This window comes from Propionivibrio dicarboxylicus (assembly GCF_900099695.1).
Taxonomy (GTDB): Bacteria; Pseudomonadota; Gammaproteobacteria; order Burkholderiales; family Rhodocyclaceae; genus Propionivibrio; species Propionivibrio dicarboxylicus.
The window spans coordinates 402,348-425,070 of record NZ_FNCY01000001.1 but is presented as its reverse complement, the minus strand read 5'-3'; the positions used below and the strand labels follow the sequence as shown (position 1 = coordinate 425,070).

Below are 22,723 nucleotides of genomic sequence, written 5' to 3'. Positions count from 1 at the left end.
GTTTTGTTAGTTGCTTGTCTTATCCACCTGGAGAAACTCATGAAAATGAAATTGGCAGGATTGGTATCGGCAGTATCGTTGGCTGTGTGCGTTGCCGCACCCGTGCAGGCGAAAGAGGAAGCGATGACCCTGCGCCTCGGCTTCGAAGTGTCGCTCGACAGCCCGCAGGGCGTTGGCGCCAAGGAAATGGCGCGCGTCGCCAGCGAGATGTCGAAAGGCAAGATCAACATCGAGCTCTATCCGGAGCAGAAGCTTGGCACCGGTCCGCAGATGATCGAGATGGTCAAGAAGGGCGAACTCGATGTCTTCCAGGGCGGCGCCGGCATGTTCTCGTCGATGGAAGGCCGTTTCAATGTCTTTGACATTCCCTATCTGTTTGATTCCGTCAATCAGGCGTACAAGGTCCTCGACAGCAAGTTCGGTCGCGAAATGCTGGCGACGCTCGAGCCGCACGGGCTCAAGGGCATGTCGTTCTGGGAGAACGGCATCCGCGTCGTCACCAACAACGTCCGTCCGATCACCAAGCCGGAAGATCTCGTCGGTCTCAAGATGCGCGTGATGCCGGCGAACGCGGTGCATGTGACCTTGTGGAAGCACCTCGGCACCGAGCCGACGCCGCTGCCCTTCGGCGAAATCTACGGCAAGTTGAAGAGCGGCGAACTCGACGGACAGGAACACCCGATCGCGCCGATCTACGCCGGCAAGTTCTACGAAGTGCAGAAGTACCTGTCGCTGACCAATCACATGTACGGCCCGCTGATCCAGATCATGAATCTGGAGAAGTTCAAGTCCATGCCGAAGAAGACGCAGACGATCCTGATGAAGGCGTCGTATGCCGGTGCCGTGGCGATGCGTAAGTTCTCGAACGACAACGCCGCCAAGTTCCTTGAGGACATGAAACAGAAGGGCGTCATCGTCAACGACGTCGACACCAAGCCGTTCCGCGAGAAGGCCCGTCCGATCATCGAGCAGCAATTCGTCGAGAAGAATGGCGACGCCTGGCTGAAGAAGATCAACACGATGCTCGGCAAGAAGTAAGACGCCAAAAGCCCGGATCGAACGGCAGCCGGCGCCCCTTCGGGTCGGCTGCCGTTTTTCACGTGCATCGCCGGCGTTTCGCCGTGAATATCATGGCGTCGACATAGTACGATAGCGATTCCATTCCTCTCTCACCGGGTTCCGTTTCACGCCTTTTCGTCATGAACGTATCGCGCAAGGATTTCCGTCGTCGCATGCTGCTGGCCGTCGTCGCCGTGGCTCTGCTCGTCGCGGCGGGCGTGGCGGTGCTGCGCGTCATCGGCAACGAATACCGCCAGAATTTCGGCAATCACATCCTCAGCAATCTCGAAACGATGGATCGCGTGCTCGGCTTGCTCGAGCAGGACTCGGCGCATCGCGTCAAGCTGATCATCGACGAGCCGCGTCATCGCGTGTTGGCGACCGGCCTGATCGCGCGTCCCCACGATCAGGCGCTGCAGCTGCGTTTCCGTGAATGGATCACGCCGCTCTACAGGAGTCGTGGCTTTGAGGATTACGCGCTGATTTCGGCCGATGGCAAACGCATCATTGCCGCCGGAACGCCCGAGTTGGTCGGCAGGGAGCCCCTCGTGTCCACGCAGGATACGCTGCGCCGCGCCGAACTCTTGGGCGCCGCGATGACGCCGCCGACCGCCGGTCGTTTCCCGGCCGCAGGTGTCGACATCGAGAATCCGAATGTCATGGCATTCCAGCTGTCTTGCGTGCGCATCGACCGCGGGTTGCATCTGCTAGGCTTTCTCTGTCTGAGCGAAAATCCGCTTTTGCGTCTTTATCAATTGCTTCGCGCCGGGCGTCCCGGGCAGACCGGTGAGGCGTATGCGATCGACGCGAGCGGTCAGATCCTGTCGCCGATCCGCTTCGAGCGCCGTTTGCCGACGCCCTTGAATGCCGAGACGGGCTGGAGCCTGTTCCGTCTTTCGGCTCGGGCACGGGGGCCGATATTGCCGAGCGACGAGGCCCCTGCCCTGCCGCTGACCGAGGTGGTCGAGCGTTTGTTGCGGCATGATTCGCTGCATACCGGCCTGGTCGAAAATTACACCGATTACCTTGGGCGTCAGGTTGTCGGTGCCGGACGCTGGTTGCCCAATACGGCGATGGGCATCGTCATCGAAGTCGATATGGACGAAGCATTCCGGTCGTATCGCTTCGCGCGCAATGCGCTGATCGCGCTGATCGGACTCGGCGTCCTGCTGATCGTCGCCTTGACCACCATCGACTTGCGTTCGCGTTTCTCGCTCGCGCGCAGCGAGCAGCAGATGGCGGCGTTCCGCGATCATATTCCGGCGGAATTGCACATGAAGAGCGCGGCGGGGCGCTACTTGATGGCGAATCCGGTCTACGAAGCGTCGTTCCGGCAGGAGCCCGGTTATGTTCTTGGCAAAACCGATGCGGAACTCTACCCGCCGGGAGAGGCGCGTGAGCGCGAGACGGAGCATGACGAAGTCGTGCGCACCGGCCAGCCGGTACATCACATCCATACCAAGAAGCTCGACGATGGCGGCGAAGCGACCTACAGCATCGTTCGTTTCCCGGTGCTCGGTGTTGATGACGCTGTCGTTGCGGTCGGTACCGTCGGTCTCAACATCACCGAGCAGATCCGCACCCAGCGCGAACTCGAGGAATTGACGCGTACGCTTGAGGACAAGGTCGCCAAGCGTACCGTCCAGCTTGCCGCAGCGCGTGACCTTGCCGAGGCCGCAAGCCGTGCCAAGGCCGAGTTCCTCGCCAACATGAGCCATGAAATCCGGACGCCGCTCAATGCCATCATCGGCATGAGCCATTTGGCCGCACACATCAACACGGCGCCGCGCGTCGCGCATTACATCGGTCGCATCCAGTCGTCGAGCCGGCACCTGCTGGCCGTCGTCAATGACATTCTCGATCTGTCGAAAATCGAGGCCGGAAAACTCATGATCGACGTCAGCGAGTTCATCCTCGAGAACATGCTCGGCCACGTCGCCGGGCTCGTGTTCGAACGCGCCGATGCCAAAGGCCTGGAACTGATCATCGACATCGCACCGGATCTGCCCAAGCGTCTGGTCGGCGATTCGATCCGCATCAGCCAGATTCTCATCAACTTCGCCAATAACGCGGTCAAGTTCACCGATGCCGGAGAAATCGTGCTGCGCGTGCGTGCGACCGGCGATGACAACGGGAAAGTGCGCGTGCGCTTCGAAGTTGAGGACACCGGCATTGGAATAGCGGCCGACAAGCTGTCCTTGCTCTTCTCGCCGTTCCAGCAGGTCGATGGGTCGATGTCGCGGCGATTCGAAGGTACCGGGCTGGGGCTCGCGATCAGCCGGAATCTCGCCGAACTGATGGGCGGCATGGTCGGTGTGCGTTCGGTACCCGGCCGAGGCAGCGTGTTTTCGCTCCAGCTGGCGCTGAGCGTCGCCGATCCGGTGGCTCCGGATGTTGCGCCCCTGCCGACGTTGGCGCCCCATCGCTTGTTGGTGGTTGATGACAATGTCGCCGCCGGGCGTCATCTGCTGGGGTTGCTTCAAGCCTTGGGTTTGCGCGCCGACTTCGCGCCGACGTGTGACGAGGCCTTGGCGGTGTTGAAAGCAGCGGAAGACGCAGCCGATGGCTATGACGCGGTGTTTGTCGATGGACGGTCGGTCGCTACCGACAGCGCGCGTCTGCTCGTGACTTTGTCCGGGCGTGATGCGCCGCGGCCGCGTATCGTGCTGATGACGCCGGGTGTGCAAGAGTCGTCGGCTGAGCTCGATCGCGAGGGCGTCGATGCCTCGCTGAGCAAGCCGGTCATGCCGTCGGAATTGCTGGACACGGTCTTGCGGCTATTCGATCCCGAGCGCGCCCGTCAGGTTGAAGCCGCGGCGGCGTACAGCGATTGGGAGTGTCTGGCGGGTCGCGCCGTACTGCTCGTCGAGGATAATCCGATCAACCAGGAAGTCGTCCAGGGCCTGCTGGAAATGGTCGGCGTGCGCGTCACCATCGCTAACAACGGGCTCGAGGCAATCGAATTTCTGGAACATCAGCCCTTCGATCTGGTCCTGATGGATGTCCATCTGCCTGTCATGGACGGCTTCGAGGCGACCGCGGCGATTCGCCGGCGTGCACGTTTCGCTGCTCTGCCGATCGTCGCGCTGACGGCCAACGCGCTCGAAGGCGATCGCGAACGCTGTCTGGCCGCTGGCATGAACGATTACATCGCCAAACCGATCGATCCGGAGCAAATGTTCCCGACCTTGATCCGGCACCTGCTGAATGTCGGAGGGCTGCCGGATGCGTCGGTCGAGCATCGTGCGGCGGCAGGAGGGTCGCCGGCTGCGCTGGCGCCGACAGCGGAAGGAGAAAGAATCGCCGCGATCGCCGGGATTTCGGGACTCAATGTCACTCAGGCGGTCAGCCGGATGATGGGTCGCCAGGATCTCTATGTCCGGCTGGTGAGCCGTATGGCGGTTGAGCGCGGCGATCGGCCGGCCGAAATCCTTCGGGCCTGGGCGCGCGGCGAGATCGAGACGACGACGGCATTGGTGCATGAGGCCAAGTCCCTGCTCGGCGCGCTCGGTGCCGATCTGCTCCAGGCGCAATGCGTCGATTTGCAGCGCGCGCTGCGCGCCGGAGAAACGCCAGCCGACGAAGTCCTGCACTTTGCGACGGCATACGAGAAACTGCTGCAGCAATTGGCGCGCGCGGTATTGCCCGTGGTGGACTAAGCGCCGCTTATCGTACCGGGGGGAAAGAAAAGACGCCGGTTTCGGTGACCACGGCATCGAGCCGCATGTCGTGCGCTGCCGGGAAGATCGTGTCGACGCGGGCGAGGTCGAAACCAATGCCGATGGCAAGCGGGCGGGGATGCAACAGCGCCAGCGTGCGGTCGAAAAAGCCGCCGCCGTAACCGAGCCGGAATCCTTCGCGGTCGAAGGCATTGATCGGGATAAGTAGCACTTGGGGCTTTGCCATCTCGCCAGCCACCGGCGTTGGGATGCCGTAACGGTCGGGTTGCAGCGCTTCGCCCGGTTGCCAGCGGCGAAAGGCGAGTGGCCGGTCCGGCGCTTCGACGACGGGCAGCAGTGCCATGAAGCCGGGTTGCGCCGCGGCCGTCCAGCGCGCGATCAGCGGACGCAGGTCGGGCTCGTTGCGAATCGGCCAGCAAAAGGCGACGCGTTGCGAAACCAGCTCGGGGTAGGCCTGTTCGAGGCCTGCGCATACCGCTGCCGAGCGTGCCTCGTGTTGTTCTGGCGCCAGCGCTTCGCGTGCTGACAAGACCTGTGCGCGCAGGGTGCGCCGGGCGATCCGGGTGTCGCCGACGTCATTTTCCGGGGAGATTTCCAGTCGGGTCTGTCCCTGCATGTGGTATGCTCGAAGACCGTGTTTACGGGTTGTCCAGCTTATCATGAAGTTCCGCACCGCGCTTTCCCTTGCCTGTCTGTTGTTGTCCTCCGTCCTTGCCGTTCGTGTCGACGCCGCCCCCGACGACCGTTTCCTTGCCGCGCGTGATGCCGTCAAGGCCGGCGACAAGGCGAAACTGGAACGGATCGCCCCCGAACTCCAGGGCTACGAACTCGAAGCCTACGTCGATTACTGGCGGCTGGTGACCGATCTTGGCAACGCCGATCCGGACGCCATCCGGGCTTTTCTGCAGCGCAACGACAAGAGTTATATCGCCGACAAACTGCGCGGCGACTGGTTGCGCCAGCTTGGCAAGCGGCAGCAGTGGGCCGACTTCGACGCCGAATATCCGGCCTTGGCGCAGCCCGACCAGGAACTGCTCTGTTACGCGTTACAAAGCCGGCGACTGCGCGGTGACGCAAGCATGCTCGACGAGGCGCAGCCGCTGTGGCTGAGCCTGATCGAGCCGCCGGAAGGCTGTTATCCGGTGTTGGAGGCGCTGATCCTCGAGAAACGGGTGCTGGCCGATGATGTCTGGGCGCGTGTCCGGCGGCAGTTCGAAGCGAACCGTCTGGCTGCTGCGCGTTACAGCATGAACTATCTGCCGCCGAGCCAGACGCCCGACGCCAAGCTGGCCGTCGCCGTCAGCGACGCACCGATGCCATGGCTGGCGCGCTTGTCGACATCGGCCTTGAATCAGCGCATGAATCGGGAACTGGCGGCGCTGGCGATCAGTCGCATTGCGCGTAACGATCCGCGCATGGCAGCCGAGCAACTCGAGCGGTTCGAAAAACATCTGCACGCGAGTGAGCGCGGCTGGGCCTGGGGGCAAATCGGCTGGCAGGCGGCACAACGGCATATGGACGAAGCGCTGGGCTGGTTCCGCAAGGCCGGCGATGTGCCGCTGTCCGAGGAAGTCAGCCAGTGGAAAGTGCGCGCCGCCTTGCGCGCCCAGGACTGGGGAACGGTGCGTGCTGCGATCGAGGCGATGCCCCCTGCCCTCGCCGGCCAGCCGGCCTGGGTCTATTGGCTCGGGCGCGCGTATCGCGCCGGCGGCCGCGTCGAGGATGCCAACGCGCTGTTTGCGAAGATTTCCGGGCAACCCAATTTTTACGGCAACCTGGCCGACGACGAACTCGGCCGGGCGATTACGGTGCCGCCCAAGGCGAGTCCGCCGACGCGCGACGAAATGGCCCGTGTCGGCGAACTTTCCGGGATTCGCCGGGGGCTTGCCCTCCTGCGCCTCAACATGCGCGTGGAAGGCGTACGCGAATGGAGTTGGGGGCTGCGCGGACTCAATGACCGGGAATTGCTGGCGGCGGCGGAAATCGCGCGGCGTGCCGATGTCTATGACCGTGCCATTGCGGCGGCCGACCGTACGAAGAACGAGCACGATTATTCGCTCCGCTATCTCTCGCCGTTCAGCGAACAGGTGCGGCCGGCGGCGCGCAACCAGTCGCTCGACGACGCCTGGGTGTATGGGCTGATGCGCCAGGAGAGCCGCTTCGTCACCAATGCCCGGTCGACGGTGGGTGCGTCGGGCTTGATGCAGCTGATGCCGGCGACGGCCCGTTGGGTCGCCAAGAAGATCGGATTGGCCGACTATCACCACGGCAAGGTCAATGACACCGAGACCAATGTCCTGCTTGGCACCAGCTATATGCGGCTCGTCATGGAGGATCTCGACAATCATCCGGTGCTGGCCTCGGCCGCCTATAACGCCGGGCCGGGCCGGGCGCGCAAGTGGCGTGCCGACCGACCGCTCGAAGGCGCGGTGTATGCCGAGACGATTCCGTTCAACGAGACGCGCGACTACGTCAAGAAGGTCATGAGCAACGCCGTGTATTACTCGGCGCTGTTCGAGAATCGGCCGCAATCGATCAAGAGCCGGCTCGGCACCGTTGCGCCGCGTGTGAGCGCCGAACTGAGGAATCCCGACCTGCCGTAGATGTCTAACCGTCTCGTCGATGCGCGTGTTCGGGACGGGAGTGAAACGATGGGACAGAAAACGGTATTGCTGATCGGCGGGAGTGGTTTCGTCGGTGCCAGCGTGATCGAGTGCCTGGCGCAGCGCGGGGTTCGCGTCGTCGCACCGACGCGCCGTAAGCCACCGCGGCAGGCGGCGCCGACGCTCGACTGGATCGAGACGGACGTCAATGCCGACGGGGTACTGGCGTCGCTGATGCCCGGGGTCGATGCGGTCATCAATCTTGTCGGCATTCTCCATGATCGTGACGGCAGCGCGCCCTTCGGCCGCCGCTTTCGTGCCGCCCATGTCGATCTGCCGCGCGCGATTGCCGCGGCGATGCGCGTGGCCGGTGTACGCCGCCTGATTCATGTCAGTGCGCTACGCGCGATGGACGCTGCGCCGTCGGCGTATCTGCGCTCGAAAGCAGCCGGTGAGGCCGTGCTGCGCGCCGCCGAAGGCATCGATGTGACGGTTTTCAGGCCATCGGTCATTTTCGGTGCTGGGGATGCCTTCCTCAATCTGTTTGCCCAGTTGTTGCGGGTTTTTCCGGTGTTGCCGCTGGCTGGCGCGTCGGCGCGCTTTCAGCCGGTCTTTGTCGGCGACGTGGCGCGCGTGCTTGTCGATGCGCTCGATCGGCCGGAAACGGTCGGGCAGGTTTATGAACTTGGCGGCCCGGGCGTCTATACGCTGGGCGCGCTGGTCGAGTATGTCGCGGCCTGTCGCGGTGTGCGTCGTTTGATCGTGCCCTTGCCGATGCCGGTCGCCTATTTGCAGGCGGCGTTGCTGGGATGCTTGCCACAACCGCCGATGACCATCGACAATCTGCGCTCGATGACGCTCGACAACGTCTGCGATGGTCGGCATGATTATCCGGATTGGCGACCGGCCGCGCTTGAGGCGGTCGTCCCCGCTTATCTGTCGTGAAGGACCGAAGCGTGTTTCGAGTGATCGTTCAAATTTAATGGGGGAAACGATGAAGCTGGTGATCGGCGATCGCAATTATTCGTCATGGAGCTTGCGCCCGTGGCTGGTACTCAAGCAGATGGGGCTGTCTTTCGAGGAAATTCCGATCCGTCTGCGCGAAGCGGGGACCAAGGCGGAAATCCTGAAATACTCGCCATCGGGCAAAGTGCCGTGTCTGATCGATGGTGAAATCGTTGTCTGGGATTCGCTGGCGATTTGCGAATACCTGGCCGAGAAGAAGCCGTCCCTGTGGCCGGCGGACGCCAAGGCGCGTGCCGAGGCGCGCGCGATCAGCGCCGAAATGCATTCGGGCTTCATGGCCTTGCGTCACGACATGCCGATGGAGGTGCACGCCTACAAGCCGCATGACGGCCGTACCGCCACTGCAGAAGCCGACATCGCCCGCATCGTCTCGATCTGGCAAAGCTGCCGCAAACGCTTTGGACAGGGCGGGCCGTTCCTGTTCGGCGAGTTTTCTGTTGCCGACGCGATGTTTGCACCCGTGGCGTGGCGCTTCCTGACCTATGCCGTTTCGCTGCCGCCCGAGGCGCGTGCCTGGGTCGATATGATGGCGGCTTTGCCGGCGATGCAGGCCTGGCGTGCCGGCGCCATCGCCGAAGCGGCGGAATGACGATTTGTCGTCGGTAATGCGCATCTACAAGGTCGGCGGCGCGGTCCGCGACGCGCTGCTCGGCCTGCCTGTGCAGGATCGCGATTATGTCGTCGTCGGTGCGACGCCGGAGGCGATGCGGGCGCAGGGTTTTAAACCGGTCGGCCGTGATTTTCCCGTCTTCCTGCATCCGCAGACGCACGAGGAATACGCGCTGGCACGCACCGAGCGGAAGAGCGGGCACGGCTATGCCGGCTTCGTCTTCCATGCGGCGCCCGATGTCACGCTCGAAGAGGATCTGGCGCGCCGGGACCTGACGATCAATGCGATCGCCGAGGCCGACGATGGCACGCTCGTCGATCCTTTTGGCGGCATCGCCGATATCGAGGCCCGGGTGCTGCGCCATGTTGGGCCGGCCTTCGTCGAGGATCCTGTGCGCATCCTGCGTCTGGCGCGCTTTGCCGCCCGCTTCGTCGATTTCCGGATTGCGCCGGAGACGGCGGCGCTGATGCGCCAGATGGTCGATGCCGGCGAGGTCGATCACCTCGTCGCCGAACGTGTCTGGCAGGAACTGGCGCGCGGTCTGATGGAGAAGAAGCCGTCGCGGATGATCGAGGTGCTGCGGCAGTGCGGCGCCCTCGCCCGCCTGCTGCCCGAACTCGATCGGCTGTTCGGTGTGCCGCAACGCGCTGACTACCATCCGGAAATCGATACCGGCGTGCATGTGATGATGGCGCTCGACTGTGCTGCCGCCGAGGAGCGCGAGTTACCGGTGCGCTTTGCCGTGTTGATGCACGACCTTGGCAAGGGCACGACGCCGGCGGCCGATCTGCCACGTCATCCCGGTCATGAAACGCGTGGGGTCGAACTCGTCGAGGCCGTCTGCGCGCGTCTGCGCGTGCCGACCGAGTGCCGTGACCTGGCGCGTCTGGTCACGCGTTATCACGGCGACATCCGTCGCGGTCGCGAATTGCGGGCGGCGACCGTGGTGCGTTTGCTCGAACGCAGCGACGCCTTGCGGCGGCCCCAGCGTTTCGAACAGCTTCTGCAGGCCTGCGATTGCGATTTCCATGGCCGTCTCGGCTGGGAAGACAAGCCGGTCGAGGAGCCGGATTTCTTCCGCCAGGCACTGGCGGCCGTCCGTAGCGTCGATGCCGGCGCCATCGCCCGCGCCTGCGACAGTCCCGGCAAGATTCCCGAACGTGTTAACGCGGCGCGTGTCGCTGCGGTCAGTGAGGCGACCGGGCGATCCTGATGCCCGTCAGAGCGTTTCGCTGCGGTCGCCGACGGCGAAACCGATGAGGAGCTCGTCGATGCCCTTGCCGAGCGCGACGACCTTGAAGAGTTCGCCCATTTCCGCCGGCGACAGCAGCTTCTGCAGGGCTTGCGAGCGCGCCACGCGCTCGCGCGGTGTGCTCTCGCCGGCCCGTTCGAACCACTCGCCGATGCCGCAGTTAACGAGAAAGTTTTCCTGCAGGGTGTAGCCGAGGAAATCGAGGCCGGCGTTGAAACCTGCTTCGACGATGGCGGTGAAATCGACGTGCGCGGTGATGTCCTGCAGACCCGGAAGGAAGAACGGATCGTCGTGGGCGCGGTGGCGATAGTGGCACATCAGTGTGCCGGCGCTGCGCTGCGGGTGATAGTACTCGTGGCGCGGGAAACCGTAGTCGATCAGAACAAGAGCGCCACGACCGAGAATGTCGCCCCAGCCGTGGGTCCAGTCGGCGGCAGCCAGTCCGATTTCGCTGACATAACCGGGCGGAATAGCGGTTTCGGCGGCGAGATGTCGGGCCGCGTCAGCCAGGCGGCCGGTCGCCGGACGGTCGCACCAGACGAAGCGATCCTGCTCCCAGGCGACGCCGCGTTCGAGGATCTCAGACTCTTCCCAGCGCACGAGCTGTACCGGGAGTGCGTCGAGCAGTTCGTTGGCCAGCACCAGTCCGTCGAAGCACTCAGGCAGGCGGTCGAGCCAGACGACGCGTTCGACGAGATGCGGTAGTTCGCGCGTCAGCGTGTCGCGTTGCCGGGCACGGAGTTCGCCGGACAGGTCGAGAATCGCGTAACGCTCGGGGAGTGTACCCTTGCGTTCAAGTGCGCGTAACAGATCGGCGGCGAGCCGGCCGGAACCGGCCCCGACCTCGAGGATCATCGCCGCGCTCAATGCCATGACCTGGGCCGCCTGATTGGCCAGCGTCTCACCGAATGCCGGCGAGATTTCAGGGGCGGTGATGAAGTCGCCGGCGGCGCCGAATTTATGCGCACCGCCGGAGTAGTAACCCATGCCAGGCGCGTAAAGCGCGCGCGCCATGAAACGGTCGAAGCCGATCCATCCGCCAGCGGCGGCGATCTCATCGGCGATCTGGCGGACGAGCGCATCGCTGAAGGCGAGCGCATCGGCGGAGGGTGCCGGCAGCGCCGGGCCGCGATCGCTGCCGATCATAGTGTGACCTCGGTCAGGCTGCCGAATTCGAACGGGAGTTGTGTCCAGACTTCAGCCGGCAGCTGTCGCCAGTGCCCGACCAGAACGCGCAGGACACCGGCGTGAGCGACGATAGCGATGTTTGGCAAGGTCTGCTGTTCGAGCCAATCGGCAAAGTCGAGGACACGTCGCTGCAGATCGGCGACCGACTCGCCGTTGGGGGGCATGTAGTTCAGGACATCGGCCGCCCAGGCGTCGAGGGCCGATCGGTCGATCGCATCCCAGCCCTGCCCTTCCCAGTCGCCGAAATGGATTTCACAGAGACGCGCGTCGATCCGGACGTTCGGGTCGAGCGCCTCGGCCAGACCGCGGGCACGGCGTAGCGGACTGCTGATGACGGGCGTGCCGGGCGGCAGCGCCGGGCGAAGCCGCTCGGCGATCGGCACCGGATCGTCGCATTCGACGTCCAGCTGGCCGTAGCAGATGCCGGCGGGGATCGTCGGACGCGGATGGCGGATCAGGAAAACCTGCACAACAGGCCCCCGTAGAAGGCGATTTCGGCCAGTTGCTGCGTCGCGCCGAGGCAATCGCCGGTATAGCCGCCGATGCGGGTCTTGAACAGGCGCGCCAGCCAAGCGGTGGCGAGCAGCGCGGCGATGACGGCGGTGAACGCTTGGGTCGGCGGCAGTCCGCCGAGCGGCACCAGCGCGGCGAAGCCGGCGCAGAATATGCCAAAAGCACCGAGGCGGTTGTCGAAGGGCTTGGCCTTGCCCTGATCGCGCACGTAGTCCATCGTCGCCAGGATCAGCGTTGCGCAAAGCCGCGAGAAGGCATGGCCGGCGATCAGCGTGATCGGGATCAGTGCCGTGTCGATTTCGACCAGCGCGATAAAGCGCATCAGCAGCATCAGCGTGACGGCGACGACGCCGAAGCTGCCGACGCGCGAATCCTTCATGATGTCGAGGATACGTTGCTTGTCCCAGCCGCCGCCGAAGCCATCGACCATGTCGCCCCAACCGTCTTCGTGAATGGCGCCGGTGAAATAGACGATGGCGGCGATGGCGGCGAGCACGGCCAGGGTTTTCGGCCAGAACAGCATGCAGAAGGCGAAGACTGCGGCGCCGAGGGCGCCGACGACGGCGCCGGCGAGCGGGAAATAGCGGATCGATTTTTGCAGCGCGAAGCCGCTGTGGCCGAGCGCACCGGGCAAGGGAAGTCGCGTGAAAAAGCGGAGGGCGCCGGCCAGGGTTTCGAGTTCGGAACGGAATGACATGAGGGGCGGAAAGCGTGGGGTCGAGGATGGGCGAAGCGGCTTCGGGCGTCGCCGGGAAGACGCGGAAAAGTCGTCCGGCATGACGCGAATCGCAATTCTGCGCGCCATTATAGACCGAGGAATCTCATGCTAAGCTTGGCGGATGAAAGAACTGATCCTGGGAGGGGCGCGTTCCGGAAAAAGCGCCTATGCAGAACAACGGGCCGTCGATAGCGGCCTGCATGTCGTCTATGTGGCGACGGCGCAGGTGCTCGACGGCGAGATGGAACGTCGGGTTGCCGTGCATCGCGCGCGCCGGCCGGCCGATTGGGGCCTCGTAGAATCGCCACTGAAACTGGCGGAGACGCTCGAGCAGCACGCCCGTCCGGACACCTGTCTGCTTGTCGATTGTCTGACGCTTTGGCTGACCAACACCCTGTTCGCCGGTGAGGCCGCGCGTCAGGCCGAGGCGGGCGAGGCGCCGACCTGTCCGCTCTTCGCCGCTGAAACCGATGCCCTGATCGCGGTGTTGCCGCGCCTGCCGGGGCGGGTCATCATGGTGTCGAACGAGGTGGGTTGCGGCATCGTGCCGATGAATGCTGTATCGCGCTTGTTTGCCGACGAACAGGGCCGCCTCAACCAGCGCGTCGCTGCGGTGTGCGATTCGGTTTCGCTGGTGGCGGCCGGTCTGCCGCTACGACTCAAGGGCGTGTGAGCGTCGCACCCCGTCGATAGAGATACCGAGACTGTCGCGGCGTTGGCTCAGCGCCGCATTTCCGCCAGCGGCGCGTCGGGAAAACCGGCGAAGAAACGGGCGCGCAGGGATTCGATGTCCTTGTCCTTCATGCCGACAAGGCGGGCGTTGAAGGCGCGCGGGTCGGGGGTGTAGAGCAGGTAGGCCTGGGTCTCGTTGATCATCATTTCTTCGTTGTCGGGGTTGTAGCTGCTGCCCGACAGGAATTTCCGGAAAGCGTTGCGCTGGCCGTCGTTCAACACGTTGCGCCAGAAGTGGCGGCAATAGTTGGCGTAGAGCGGATTGGTGTAGTACTCGGCGTGACTGATCTCGTGCATGAGGATCGTCGTCCGCGCCTGTACGGATACCGGCGGACTGGTGCGATCACTGGCTTGCGGGATCGAGAGAATGACCGCCTGCGGTTTGAGCGCCTGGAAGAAGCCATTGCGCTCCACCATCCAGCGCGATTCGATGAGCATTTTCCGCAAGGCGATCTCTTCGGCGTTCAGTCGGATGCCGCCCATGTCGGCGAGATTGAAGAAGACGACGAGTTCGGACACGAGAAAATCGTTGCCGTAGGCGAAGGTTGCGTCGCTCTTGCCGACCGAGCGAATGAATTGTGCAAGCTCGTCGTTGTTGAGCACGCGCGACCGCGGTGCGCCGATGCGTTCGACCAGCGCGACGACACGGTTGAACATCCGCCCCTGCTCCTGCAAGTTTGGGAAATCGATGATGCGGATCAGCGCGCGTGGACCGTAATCGAAGAGCGTCACCTGATCGGCACGTTGGTTGAGAATGGCGGCGTAATCGGCTGCCTGGCTCGATGGCAACGCGTAAGGACTAGCGTCCTGCGCATGAACGACCGGCGACAGCAACAGCGCTGCGACGAGGCATAGTTGGGCAAGGCCGCGGGCAAAGTGCTGGGTCATGGCCTACGGTAAGCGTCCATGCTGAAGCGGTGTGCCCGTTCCAGGTTGTAGGTGGTGTTGTCGCGATTGCTCGGGTGCGAGGGCTGGTTGAAGCCGGGGCGCGTATTGACAGGAGGGTAGGCGGGCATCAGTCCGTAGCCATAACCATAGCCATACGGCGAGGCGTACAGGGTCGGCGTCGTGCCGGGATTGGCGTAGGTGCCGGTGGTGTAAAGTTCCTGGCCGAACGCGTGCGCGCGTGTCAGGGCGTAGGTGGCGTTGTCGCGATTACTGGGGTGCGCGGGCACGTTGACGCCGGGCCGGTAGGCGACCGGGGGATAGGCGATGTAGGGGCCGCCGGGGCGCATCAGTAAAGGCGCCGGCATGACGAAATACGGCGATGGCGGGAGGATGGCCTGGTCGCGTGCATAGGCGGTCGCGAAGACGACGGAGCGCATGCGCGGATGCGCGTACATGAACTCGGCGTCGGCGGAGGTTGCTGTCCCATTGGCGAGCAGGATGATTTCAGCGCCTGCCGGCGCACCGAGAAGCAGCAAGCCGGTCAGCGCCGCGAGGCGCGTCATTTGTGGGGCGCGACGAAGGAAATGTTTGCGGTTCATTTTCCGCCTCCTATCTCGTTCACGCTGACCGAGCCGCCGTTGCGCTGAATCGAATACACCTTGCCGGTACGGGGCGAGGTATATCGGGTCGCGTTGGCGGGAACGTCCTTGCCGTCGATCGTGACGCGTCCGTTGATGACCGTCACGCCTTCGATGTTGGCGTCATCGGCGATGTGGCCGACGACGACGCTGGCTTCGTTCTTGCCGCGCCCTCCCGCGAAGGCACCGGCTTGTACGCTGACCTGCCCGTCGCGCTGGATGACGACGCCTTGTCCTGGCGTACTGACGCTGACTTGTGCGAACGCCAAGCTTGTACAGAACAGGCTGCCCAGGGGGATGATCCAGCGTTTCGGGGATCTTTTCATGGCACGACCTCGCAGTGAACTCACTTCTTGCAGTTCACGTTAACGGCGGAGTTACCCCGTTCGTTGACCGATGTGTTGCGATCAACCACGGTCTTGTCGCCGATGGCACCTACCGTGATCGAGACGTCGCCGCAGGCGCGGTTGTTTGCCGCGTTGTTGCCCGGCACATACGCCGCGGCGCGTTGCCGGGATTTGTCGGCGTCGCTTTGCGGGGCGTTGCGCAAGATGATGGTGGTTTTTTCATCGCTGGGCGGCGCACCGCCCGAGCGCAGATATTCCTGTGCATCCTGACCGAGCCGTTGCGCCTGGCTGCCGCTGTCGACGAAACCGTCTTCGATAACTACCGGAGCCTTCTTGCCGTCGACTCGGTTACGTGCGGAAGCCGCCGAACGGCTGGCCTCCTTTTCCGTCCGGGTCTGCGTTCCGGATGGCTGAATGATGATCTCGCCAGCCTGCGCAAGCGACATCAGGAGCGCTGCCGAAATGGCTACTGTCCGAAGGGTCACGGCAGCCTCCTGTCATTCTCCGACGACTACTGAATGGTGATGTCGAGCTTGGCTTCCGCGACCGAAGGATTCGATGCACGGAAAGCTTTACCGATTTCATCCATCGAACCGACCTTCAGCGGCGTCAGGTCCGCTGCCTTGAGGGCCGCCGGCAAGGCCAGGTCGCGATTGCTGCCGTAACAGACGATCTGCTCCTTCCCCGGTCTGTCGAACTTGATCTGGAAGGGCGAATTTTCCGGCGGCAGCGAGATCGCCACATTGCTCTTCATGAACGGATCGGGACTGAAACGATTCGGGTGGATGCGGGCGATCGTTCCGGAGATATCGCGGTAATAGCAGTACAGCACACCATCGCCGCTCATCTGAACCCGTGCCTTCAACAACTCACGCACACGGTAGGTTGGGCGATTGCCGCGATCGCTGTCGAGCTTCACGGTCAGCGGTCCTTGCTGGCTATCCGGCCGCGGTGTGGCGGCGATTGTGGTGGGCTTGGCGGTAGGATCTTCAACGATCGGTTGGTCGGCATCGAGCAGCGCGTAATACAGATCGAAGTTGATCCGTCCGTCGGCGACAAGCTGGTTCTCGGCCTGGTAACGTCCGATGGCGCTCGACAACTCGCGTGAAGTGGCTCCGTTGATCGGGCCATTGTAGTAATTCATGCCACCGAGCTTGCGTTGCACGAGCTTGACGCGGTCTGTCGGTGTCATTGCGTCATACCAGTCGCGCGCCTGCTGGAGCATCACCGGATTGGTCTTGTCGATTTCGAGGCACTTCCAATACGGAACGCCGGTCAGCTTGCCGACGACCTCGATCATGCCGAGTTCGACCAGCGCGCGTACGCCGGAACCGAGTCCTTCGGCTTTGTTGAGCGACATGTTGAATGAGAATCCGACTTGCCCGATCTTGCCGCCCGCTTCCTTGGAATTGCCGGCGCGCGTAATGACCAGTGAGTTACTAGCGTTCATGCCCGGCATGATCATGCGGGTCGTGGTTTCGCCGATGTTCATGTCCATCGAAACGACCGATGACACCTGGTCCTTGCTCAGACCAAGGTCGAGCCAGGGAAGGGCGATGCCGCCACCGCGTTGCGAGTCGATGGCGTTTTCATCGAGCTGGGTGATGGCGCCGCGGATGTAGTAGTTCGGCAGTTTGTGCTGGAAGGCGCCTGCTGCCTGCATGTCCTGGAATAGCGCCAGCAGGTCGTTGCGTTCGGTGTCATAGTCGATGAAGGAAAGCGCCTTGCTCTTGACCGACATGCGCGATGCCGCGCTGATCAACATTTCCTTCGTTCCCGCCATGACTTTTCCGGTGGAGTCCGGGATGCCGGCCGTGGTGATGACAATATCCCGCTTGCCGTACGCCAGCATCAGATCGTCCATGCAGCGCAGCGCCGGGGTGAAATTCGTGACCGTCTTTGCTACCGGGGTCTTGACTGCTGTCGCAACGGTTGCCGTTTCCGGCTTTGGCGGGTCGGCCACGCACGCGGCCAACGCACTGGTGAGGCTTAACGCAGCGATGACGAGACGGGATTTTTCATATGCGCGGACCATAATGAATTCCTTGGAAAAAGTACGCTGCGTTTTTGTTGGACCATTTAATACATCATAGTCGGAATTTCTGGAAACCATGCATTGCCGGGACTATCCTGACACATGTCAACCGGCGAAATCAAGGCGCGTTAAAGTGACATGATTGCTTGTTGAGTGGGAACGCGGCGTCTATACTTGACGGCGCTTCTGGCGCTAAAGTCGGACTCGACACGGGGGAGGCCATGATAATAAGTAATTTATGTGTTGCGGCTGCTTTGGGCGTCTTCATCGCAGCGAGTGCCTCTGCGCAAACGCAAGGCGGGGCCGTGCGCGGCAATACCAACATCAACGTCAACGCCGAAAACATCAATACGATCGCAGCGGGCAGCAACAACGTTGCGCGCACCAGCATCGGCAGCGTCAAGAGCGGGGCGAAGGGCGGCGGCAACGTGTCGGTCGATGTCAAGAACGTATCGAATGTCGTCACCGGTCATGGTCGCAAGGGGTGCATCAATATCGGCGTAAAAGGCGCTGATCCCGAATGCAAATAGGGAGGAACTGGCGATGAAATTTTTTATGCGAACCGTGTTGATACTCTCCGTTTTTTCCCTGGCGGGCTTTGTCACGCAGGCTTCTGCCGATATCAATAAAGGCACGCATCTTCAGACATCGGGACAAAGCAAGGTCAATAAGGCGCTTGCCCGCGGCTATATGCAAAGTGGTAATACCGATGGATATTCGCGCATGCAGCAGCAGAGCCAGGTGAATATTGGCAGCAAGAAAGCCGGTACCTGTAATATGAATATTGGATCGACCCAGCCCGGAGACAAAAACTCGAAGGATGTCATCGTGACTTCGAAGGAGATCATCAATGTATGCAAATAAACTGATCACGGCCGCGTTGTTGCTTGCCTTCGGTTTAGCGACCGGCAGCGCTGTCGCCGCCGACGTCAAGGTGTATGACAAGGCGCCCAGTGTCGAGGAATTGCAACGGCAATTGACGGGTAGCGACGAAGGGGCGCCTCGGTCAAAGCCGAGGACACGTGCCATCGTTTTCGGCGATGCGGCACCAGCGCCGCAAGAAGCTGCGCCGCCGCAAGCTGCGCCCGCACCGGCGCCAGCGCCGCAAGCCCAAGCGCCGCGGCCACAACAGACACAGTCGCAAGGGCAGGCGCAGGCCGCCCGTCCGCAGCCGCAGCAGCAGTCCGTTCAGGTTGGTACGAATGCGATTGCCTTCCCGATCAACTTTCGTGTGAACAGTTCAGACATCATGCCGGAATCGATCCCGTTCCTTGAGTCGATCGCCGGTTTGATGCAGAAAGATCCGGGCGTTCGCTTGATGGTTGAGGGGCATACCGACAGTTCGGGCAGTTCGGCACGAAACAATTCGCTGTCGCGTGAGCGGGCGTATTCGGTGGTCAATTATCTGATTGATCACTATCGCATCGATCCAACTCGTCTTATGCCGGTTGGCAAAGGATTCAGCGAGCCGCTGGAAGGGTTGGATGCATCGAATCCGAAGAACCGGAGAGTGCAGTTCCGCATTATCGGTTAAGCGGTGTTTTGGCAGCACCCCCGAAGCGAGGGTTCGCGCGGGGTAATTGTTCACCTTCTTTATAAGGGGTCTCTATCATGCGTAAATCACTTTTCATTATCGCTACGATGGCTGCTTCAACGCTGGCTTTCGCCCAGGCAGGTGTCCAGGCTACGCCGGGAAGTGTTCAGGCGACTTCCGGAGGCGTGAATATTCAGGGCAATACCAATATCAAGGCGAGTGCCGAGAACGTGAATGCGGTCGCGGTCGGCCAGGGCAACACGGCCAAGAATGCGGTCGGCGCGATCAAGGGCGGCACCAACATCAAGGGCAACACCAACATCAATGCCAGTGCCAAGAATGTGAACGCCGTTGCCGTCGGCAAGGGCAACACGGCCACCAACGATGTCGGCGTGATCGGCGGCAAGTAAGCGTCCCATTTAGCGGAAAAGCCCAGAGGGTGTTCAGGCCCTTTGGGCTTTTTCGTCTGAGTGCGTCAACCGACGCACGACCGCGACGCGATCCTCTGGAGGGCGCATGAAAACTTATCTCGCGTGTTCATTAGTCTTGGTGGCCCTGGCGGTGCAGGCTCAGCCGGCGAACGAAGTCGTGCAGCGCTCGAGCAGTCCGACGGGGTTGCAGATCCGCGATGCTGGCGCAGCAACCGGCGGCGAATTGGGCGGCAAGGCCGGCGTGGCTTCCTTCGCCGATGAAAAGGATGCGGCTGCTTCGCAACAGGTCGGCAGTAGCGCCGTTCAGATTCAGGGCAATACCAGCGTCAAGGCCAATGCCAGGAACATGAATACGAGCGCACAGGGATTGGGTAACGCAGCGCGTAACGAGGTTGGCGCGATCGGTAAATAAGCAGGCAGCGTCGGGCGGCCGTCCGATGAAAAAAGGCCGCCGTCATCGACGGGCGGCCTGATGGATCGGATGCCATTGGTCTACTTGAAGATGATCACCTCTTCACGGCGACCGCCGCTCTCACGCGGTGGCATGCCACCGTCGCGATCGCCGGTATCGGCATAAATTCCGCTGAGTTGTTCTTCCATTTGGCGGCTGACGTCTTCGCCCAGGCTCTTCGATACTTCCGAGATCACCTTGCCTCGGCTCAGGACGACGCGCCCTCCCCGACTGGACAGCAATTTGACATCCTGCCCGGTTCCCATCGCGCTGAAGGAAGAGCTAACCTTGAAGGTCTTGGTGCTGATCAGGCTGAATTCGCCGACGAGTTCAAGGCTCAGGGTGTGCGAGACGGTGTTGGTGTTGTCGATGGGATTGGCTTCCTGACGAAACTCGATACTGCTGACGGTACCGAAGAGTACATAGTCGGCACCGGGGAACATGCCTTGCTTGATGCGCCCGACGATGTCATAAAGCTTCTCGTTGTTGCGCGCCGTAAAGGGCTTGCCCTGGACGAGTTCGAAGCGCCCGGTGCGCAGGATGCCGCCTTTGATGTCGGCGGTGAATTTGCGCAGTTCGCCGATTTCGATGTAGCTGTAGGTGCCTTCGTTCGAGTAATAGCTGCTCTCCGACTGGGCGTTGAGCGAACCGCTGCTGCGGCGCGAATAGCCGGCGTCGGATTCGCGTTCGCTTTCCCTGCCGGAGGCGCGCAGCGAAGAGCGCTCGGAGGCCGAGACGGTCTTGAAGTATTCGCTGACGCGCTCCTCATAGGCGAGATCGGTGACAGCGACCTTGGGCGGCGGTGCCGCCAGGGCGCCGCCGTTGATCATCGCGCAGAGCGCGCCGAGCGCGAAAAGGCGAGTAAGTCGGCGAGTGATTTGCATGAGCTGTCCTTCTTGCAAATGGAATGACGATCAGCGCCGCGCGGTCTTGCGGATATCCTTTTCGTCAGACCACTCGACAATCCCTGATTCAATTTCGATCAGGCGCAGGTTCATCTTGTAGTACACGTCCTTGATGTCGCTGCCGCGTTTGACGATCGAGGAAATGCTGCCATCCAGGCGAAATTTTGCGCCCTGCATGCGCCCGACGCGCACCGACTTCGATTTGTCATAAAGGCCCGACTGCGACTGCCGGCGAAGTTCGTCGACCTGGTTCTGCATGTTGTCGGCTTCGATGACATAGCGGACGCCGTTCTTTTGCAGTTGCGTCAGAACAGTGTCGGTAATCAGCTTCGTGTCGAAGTATTCGCTGGTCTTATTCTGCACCGGCGAAGCCATCATCAGGCCGCGCTTCTTGATCAGATCCTGAATGACAGGGTGCTGGATCAGTGACTGTGTCATTTTTTCCGAAATCATCTGGATGTCGGTGGAGCCGAGATCGGTTGTGACCGTCTCGACAGCCTTGGAGTCACCGTAGCTGACACCGCTCGATCCCGTTGTCGGCGATGTCGTCTGGCATCCTGCCAGGGCGAGCATGAGTAGTCCGGTTAGCAATGGGATGCCGCGGCTCGAACGAAGCGTTGCGTTCATGAACAAGTCTCCTTTGTTGATGATGGTGATGATGCCGGACCAAGCAGTTCTCTCCCTGTACTCCTGTCAGTATAGCGAGTCGTCGTTATGCTACTGGCCTCGATTGTTCGGGCTTTGCAGGATCAGGCGGAAGTCGGTGGCCTTGAACGTGGGCGACACGACGTTTATGGTTTGCTTTTGAGCGCCATAAACGATCAGCGGCTTCCAGGGTTCTTCGTCCCACACGGCGAAACCGTCCTGATCGAGCCATTTGAAGCGATAGTAGAGTTGCTGGTTGCTGTCGCTTGTGTTGGAGATTTCGGCCTGGATGCGCAGCAGGTTGTCGCGTTTGACGGCGCGCAGGTCGGTGACCTTGAGGTAGGTCATTCTGCCCTGCTCCTCGATCTTACTAGCGATGGTCGGTGCAGCGCTCGGTGCGGCCATGGCGACCTGTTGCGGTGCATAGGCCGGGGCGGCGGTCGCTTCGCTGCTGCGTGTCACGGCTTGCTGTGCGGCGGGTGCCTGGCTGAGCGCGGTGATCCGGCGGTTGGCGAGACCAGCGAATTGTCCGCTCGGGTATTTGCCGAGGTAGTCCTTGAAATCGTCCGGATTCTTGCTGTCCTTGATGCTGTCCCAGAAGGACAGTTCGAGGGCGCGCGGATCGACCGTCTGCATGACGGCAGGCGCTGCACCGCCGGAAGCCATTGCCATCTGCGTCGGTGCCGAAACGAAATAGAAGTCGCCGTCGGATTGATCGTAATAGGCCGGGTCCTGGTCGTGGCTGACGCTCCTCGCCTTCTGTTTGACGATCGACCGTGTTTGTCGGATGGCCTCGACTGCGCTGATGCCGGGTTTTGAAATCAACGGCAGGAATTCGCGGGTGAACAGTCCGTTCGGGTTGCGATCCTTGTCGTCGAGGGCGTCGAGCGCTTCCTGATTGGCGCCGGCCGAATAGAGCACCGTCTGGCCGCTGGGCGAACTCGTCATCGCCAGGCCGCGGGTTGCGCCGATCGAGCGTCCGGCTTTGCGCGGAAGCGGGTTGTTGCGACACGCGTCAAGCACGAGCAGCGTGTACTTGGCCTTGGCATCGGCGAGTTTGTCCTGCAGTCGCGGAATGCTGACCGCCTGGTCGGCGACGTCGGCCGGATCCTTCGGTGGATCCATGTCTACCGGGATCAGGTAGTTCTGATTGTCGATTTGAACGCCGTGTCCGGCATAGAAGAAAACGCCGACGCCGCCGCCGGAAACCTTTTGCACGAACTCGTTGATGGCTTGGTTCATTTTCTTCTGGCCAATGTTGTTGAAGGCGTCGACTTCGAAGCCGACCTTCTTGAGTTCGGCGGCGATGGCGTTGGCATCGTTGGTCGCCTTCTCGAGTTTGGGCAGGTTTTGATAGGCGTTATTGCCGATAACGAGCGCCACCCGCCGTTCGGCAGCGAGAAGTTGTCCGGAAAGACCCAGCAAGCAGCAAAGAATGATGAGTATGCGTTTCATGAGCGTCTCCTGA

General features: G+C 62.1%; 24 protein-coding genes. 12 read left to right on the top strand and 12 right to left on the bottom strand.

Translation table 11 applies throughout. The features are described from left to right. The first annotated feature begins 39 nt into the window (after positions 1–39). Together BLR25_RS02065 and BLR25_RS02060 are read left to right on the top strand one after the other, a co-directional pair. Positions 40–1,038 (top strand): TRAP transporter substrate-binding protein, encoded by a 999-nt coding sequence (locus BLR25_RS02065; RefSeq protein ID WP_091932574.1) that lies wholly within the window; start codon positions 40–42, stop codon positions 1,036–1,038. Between the two features lie 161 nt (positions 1,039–1,199). Continuing rightward, positions 1,200–4,718, top strand: coding sequence for a response regulator (locus BLR25_RS02060; protein WP_091932573.1), 3,519 nt, complete (start codon positions 1,200–1,202; stop codon positions 4,716–4,718). Positions 4,719–4,725: 7 nt separating this feature from the next. Here the strand turns inward: BLR25_RS02060 and BLR25_RS02055 are convergent, their stop codons facing one another. Then, the gene (locus BLR25_RS02055; RefSeq protein ID WP_091932572.1) at positions 4,726–5,355 is read right to left on the bottom strand and encodes a 5-formyltetrahydrofolate cyclo-ligase; all 630 of its coding nucleotides are present in this window, start codon (positions 5,353–5,355) and stop codon (positions 4,726–4,728) included. 43 nt (positions 5,356–5,398) lie between these two features. Between BLR25_RS02055 and BLR25_RS02050 the strand changes: the two genes are divergently transcribed. From BLR25_RS02050 to BLR25_RS02035, 4 genes are read left to right on the top strand one after another with little or no spacing between them, the layout of a single operon-like run. Then, entirely contained in the window at positions 5,399–7,342 is a 1,944-nt protein-coding gene (locus tag BLR25_RS02050; protein WP_091932571.1) for a lytic transglycosylase domain-containing protein, read from the top strand. A 48-nt stretch (positions 7,343–7,390) separates the two neighbouring features. After that, positions 7,391–8,287, top strand: a complete 897-nt coding sequence (locus BLR25_RS02045; protein WP_091932570.1) for a complex I NDUFA9 subunit family protein — start codon at positions 7,391–7,393, stop codon at positions 8,285–8,287. 49 nt (positions 8,288–8,336) lie between these two features. Further along, positions 8,337–8,957, top strand: a complete 621-nt coding sequence (locus tag BLR25_RS02040) for a glutathione S-transferase family protein (RefSeq protein ID WP_091933626.1) — start codon at positions 8,337–8,339, stop codon at positions 8,955–8,957. Between the two features lie 16 nt (positions 8,958–8,973). Continuing rightward, the gene (locus tag BLR25_RS02035; RefSeq protein ID WP_091932569.1) at positions 8,974–10,191 is read left to right on the top strand and encodes a multifunctional CCA addition/repair protein; all 1,218 of its coding nucleotides are present in this window, start codon (positions 8,974–8,976) and stop codon (positions 10,189–10,191) included. Between the two features lie 6 nt (positions 10,192–10,197). Here BLR25_RS02035 and BLR25_RS02030 read toward each other — a convergent pair whose 3' ends face one another. From BLR25_RS02030 to BLR25_RS02020, 3 genes are read right to left on the bottom strand one after another with little or no spacing between them, the layout of a single operon-like run. After that, a complete protein-coding gene (locus tag BLR25_RS02030) occupies positions 10,198–11,376 on the bottom strand; it encodes a class I SAM-dependent methyltransferase (protein WP_091932568.1) in 1,179 nt (392 codons plus the stop codon). Continuing rightward, a complete protein-coding gene (gene cobC, locus BLR25_RS02025; RefSeq protein ID WP_176785712.1) occupies positions 11,373–11,888 on the bottom strand; it encodes an alpha-ribazole phosphatase family protein in 516 nt (171 codons plus the stop codon). The genes BLR25_RS02030 and cobC overlap by 4 nt, the downstream gene beginning before the upstream one ends. Continuing rightward, complete coding sequence (locus BLR25_RS02020; protein ID WP_091932564.1) at positions 11,873–12,628, bottom strand: adenosylcobinamide-GDP ribazoletransferase; 756 nt, start codon at positions 12,626–12,628, stop codon at positions 11,873–11,875. Before BLR25_RS02020 ends, cobC begins: the two co-directional genes overlap by 16 nt. A 142-nt stretch (positions 12,629–12,770) precedes the next feature. On the opposite strand from BLR25_RS02020, the gene cobU reads away from it, so the two are divergent. Further along, a complete protein-coding gene (gene cobU / locus BLR25_RS02015) occupies positions 12,771–13,322 on the top strand; it encodes a bifunctional adenosylcobinamide kinase/adenosylcobinamide-phosphate guanylyltransferase (RefSeq protein WP_091932560.1) in 552 nt (183 codons plus the stop codon). Between the two features lie 47 nt (positions 13,323–13,369). On the opposite strand, the gene BLR25_RS02010 is transcribed toward cobU, so the two are convergent. The 5 genes from BLR25_RS02010 to BLR25_RS01990 form a co-directional block, all read right to left on the bottom strand. Then, entirely contained in the window at positions 13,370–14,269 is a 900-nt protein-coding gene (locus BLR25_RS02010) for a hypothetical protein (RefSeq protein ID WP_091932557.1), read from the bottom strand. Further along, positions 14,266–14,868, bottom strand: coding sequence for a hypothetical protein (locus tag BLR25_RS02005; RefSeq protein WP_143009736.1), 603 nt, complete (start codon positions 14,866–14,868; stop codon positions 14,266–14,268). Before BLR25_RS02005 ends, BLR25_RS02010 begins: the two co-directional genes overlap by 4 nt. Further along, a complete protein-coding gene (locus BLR25_RS02000) occupies positions 14,865–15,233 on the bottom strand; it encodes a hypothetical protein (RefSeq protein ID WP_143009735.1) in 369 nt (122 codons plus the stop codon). The genes BLR25_RS02005 and BLR25_RS02000 overlap by 4 nt, the downstream gene beginning before the upstream one ends. 20 nt (positions 15,234–15,253) lie before the next feature. Further along, positions 15,254–15,700, bottom strand: coding sequence for a hypothetical protein (locus BLR25_RS01995; RefSeq protein ID WP_091932550.1), 447 nt, complete (start codon positions 15,698–15,700; stop codon positions 15,254–15,256). A 65-nt stretch (positions 15,701–15,765) separates the two neighbouring features. Further along, on the bottom strand, positions 15,766–17,289 hold the full coding sequence (locus tag BLR25_RS01990) for a DUF4384 domain-containing protein (protein ID WP_176785711.1): 1,524 nt from the start codon (positions 17,287–17,289) through the stop codon (positions 15,766–15,768). Between the two features lie 149 nt (positions 17,290–17,438). On the opposite strand from BLR25_RS01990, the gene BLR25_RS01985 reads away from it, so the two are divergent. From BLR25_RS01985 to BLR25_RS01965, 5 genes are all read left to right on the top strand, one after another. Then, the gene (locus tag BLR25_RS01985; protein WP_143009734.1) at positions 17,439–17,819 is read left to right on the top strand and encodes a hypothetical protein; all 381 of its coding nucleotides are present in this window, start codon (positions 17,439–17,441) and stop codon (positions 17,817–17,819) included. A gap of 13 nt (positions 17,820–17,832) precedes the next feature. Then, positions 17,833–18,153, top strand: coding sequence for a hypothetical protein (locus BLR25_RS01980; protein ID WP_143009733.1), 321 nt, complete (start codon positions 17,833–17,835; stop codon positions 18,151–18,153). After that, a complete protein-coding gene (locus BLR25_RS01975) occupies positions 18,140–18,823 on the top strand; it encodes an OmpA family protein (protein WP_091932538.1) in 684 nt (227 codons plus the stop codon). The genes BLR25_RS01980 and BLR25_RS01975 overlap by 14 nt, the downstream gene beginning before the upstream one ends. 77 nt (positions 18,824–18,900) lie before the next feature. Next, positions 18,901–19,233, top strand: a complete 333-nt coding sequence (locus BLR25_RS01970; protein WP_143009732.1) for a hypothetical protein — start codon at positions 18,901–18,903, stop codon at positions 19,231–19,233. A gap of 106 nt (positions 19,234–19,339) precedes the next feature. Continuing rightward, complete coding sequence (locus BLR25_RS01965; RefSeq protein ID WP_143009731.1) at positions 19,340–19,666, top strand: hypothetical protein; 327 nt, start codon at positions 19,340–19,342, stop codon at positions 19,664–19,666. An 80-nt stretch (positions 19,667–19,746) separates the two neighbouring features. Here the strand turns inward: BLR25_RS01965 and BLR25_RS01960 are convergent, their stop codons facing one another. From BLR25_RS01960 to BLR25_RS01950, 3 genes are all read right to left on the bottom strand, one after another. After that, complete coding sequence (locus BLR25_RS01960) at positions 19,747–20,589, bottom strand: penicillin-binding protein activator LpoB (protein ID WP_143009730.1); 843 nt, start codon at positions 20,587–20,589, stop codon at positions 19,747–19,749. 30 nt (positions 20,590–20,619) lie between these two features. Continuing rightward, on the bottom strand, positions 20,620–21,237 hold the full coding sequence (lpoB, locus tag BLR25_RS01955; RefSeq protein ID WP_091932529.1) for a penicillin-binding protein activator LpoB: 618 nt from the start codon (positions 21,235–21,237) through the stop codon (positions 20,620–20,622). A gap of 90 nt (positions 21,238–21,327) precedes the next feature. After that, a complete protein-coding gene (locus BLR25_RS01950; protein ID WP_091932527.1) occupies positions 21,328–22,710 on the bottom strand; it encodes a DUF1425 domain-containing protein in 1,383 nt (460 codons plus the stop codon). Positions 22,711–22,723: the final 13 nt, after the last annotated feature.